Origin of the sequence: Aquiflexum sp. (genome assembly GCF_041749095.1) — a bacterium.
Lineage (GTDB): Bacteria > Bacteroidota > Bacteroidia > Cytophagales > Cyclobacteriaceae > Aquiflexum.
This window is the reverse complement of the sequence record NZ_JBGTCA010000389.1, coordinates 1-1,651: the sequence shown is the minus strand read 5'-3', so window position 1 is coordinate 1,651 and position 1,651 is coordinate 1. Positions and strand designations below refer to the sequence as shown.

The following is a 1,651-nucleotide window of genomic DNA, read 5'->3' as shown; positions in this document are numbered from 1 at the left end:
CTTCGGTATGGATGGTTTCGTATTTATCGAAATGAAAAGTATGGTCAGCTATATGGACATCTTGTTCTTGCATACTGACTAAAAAGCTTAGAGCAGCTCCATCTAACGGATTATAGACACCGTAATGCTCGAATGCTTGGATGTTAAAATCAGCTCCCAACTCGCGGTTAATCCTTTCCAACAAATTCAGGTTGAAGCGCCTAGTCACTCCTCCTTTGTCATTGTAAGCATCCCTTATGACCTGAGGGTTTTTTTTCAAATCTACCCCCATCAGAAAATAATCTCCAAGATTTAGGTAGGCATTGACCAAACGGATAAATTCTAGTGCCTTTTCTCCCGGGAAATTCCCAATGTTACTTCCCATGAACATCACCAATCGCGGTTTTGAATTTAAAGCAAGTGATTTTAGGGTATACAAATAATCACCTGCCACAGGCTCAACAATCAATTCAGGAAGTTTTGCCTTGATATATCGTCTGTTTACTTCCAGAATATCCGAGGAAATATCCATTGGGATATACGTGGGTTTTTTATCGGATTTTAATACCTCCTCCAAAAAAATCAATGTCTTACTTCCATCTCCGGCTCCCAGTTCAATAATATCAAATTCCTTGTGATATATTTCATTTGCTATTTGCCGGGATTTTTCATTAAGGATTTCCAATTCACACCTTGGAAGATAATATTCTTCCATATGCATGATCTCCTGAAATATTCTTGATCCCTTCTCATCATAGAAATATTTGGAAGGCAAATGTTTCTGCATGTCATTTAAACCGCATAACACAGTTCCGTTTATCCGGCAAATTCTTAGACTTTGGTATTTTAAATTGTCGGCAATGTGACATTTGTAGGTAATATGCTGATAGCTTATTACAATTGGCCTGAATTTAAAAGCCGTTGCAAAAATAAATCAATATGCAAAGTTAAATTTATATGAAAGAAATATTGAGATGTATGACAAAGCCATAAAAACCACAATTTGGTGGACAATTTTTCAGAATTTCTATTCATATTGAGTGTTTTGTAATATCAAAGACAAAACAAACACAACCCCAGCCTTTTCTTTGTTAGCCATATTACAAAAACCAATTTTAATGCCGCTAAAAATAAAAACCAATGGATTTAGACTTTGACATTAAGGAATTACTTAATACGGGTGAAACGTTGATTTCCCTGCAAAAAGCAGGTGAAGGCAATATGAATCTGGTATTCCGTGCAAAAACCAATCAAAGGAGCTTTATTATCAAACAATCCAAGCCTTATGTAGTAAAATACCCTTCCATTCCTGCGCCGTTAGATAGGACCGAAACCGAATATTTGTTTTATCTAGCAATCAAAAAAAGTAATTTCCTAAAGGAAAGAAGTCCGAAAATCCTAGATTTTATAGCCAAAAAACATTTGCTTTTGATGGAGGATTTGGGAGAGATAGAAGATTATGGCAAAATTTACAAAAAGCCAATCATCAAAGAACCAATCATAATTGAGCTCTTAGCGTACTTAAGCAACCTGCACCAAATAAGTGGAGTGGACTTTCCTGACAACTTAGACATGCGAAAGCTAAACCATGAACATATTTTCCAGATCCCTTTTGAAGAAGGAAATGGGATTGACCTCGATAAAATTCAGCCAGGGTTAAAAAAGCTGGCAA

At 36.0% G+C, this 1,651-nt stretch carries 1 protein-coding gene and 1 pseudogene; one reads left to right on the top strand and one right to left on the bottom strand.

Translation table 11 applies throughout. The features are described from left to right. Window positions 1-766: L-histidine N(alpha)-methyltransferase (locus ACEW8O_RS17590; protein WP_373495936.1), on the bottom strand; the 766-nt coding region annotated here is incomplete at its 3' end. Window positions 767-1,119: 353 nt separating this feature from the next. On the opposite strand from ACEW8O_RS17590, the pseudogene ACEW8O_RS17585 reads away from it, so the two are divergent. Beyond that, window positions 1,120-1,651, top strand: a pseudogene (locus ACEW8O_RS17585) (aminoglycoside phosphotransferase); the annotation flags it as partial.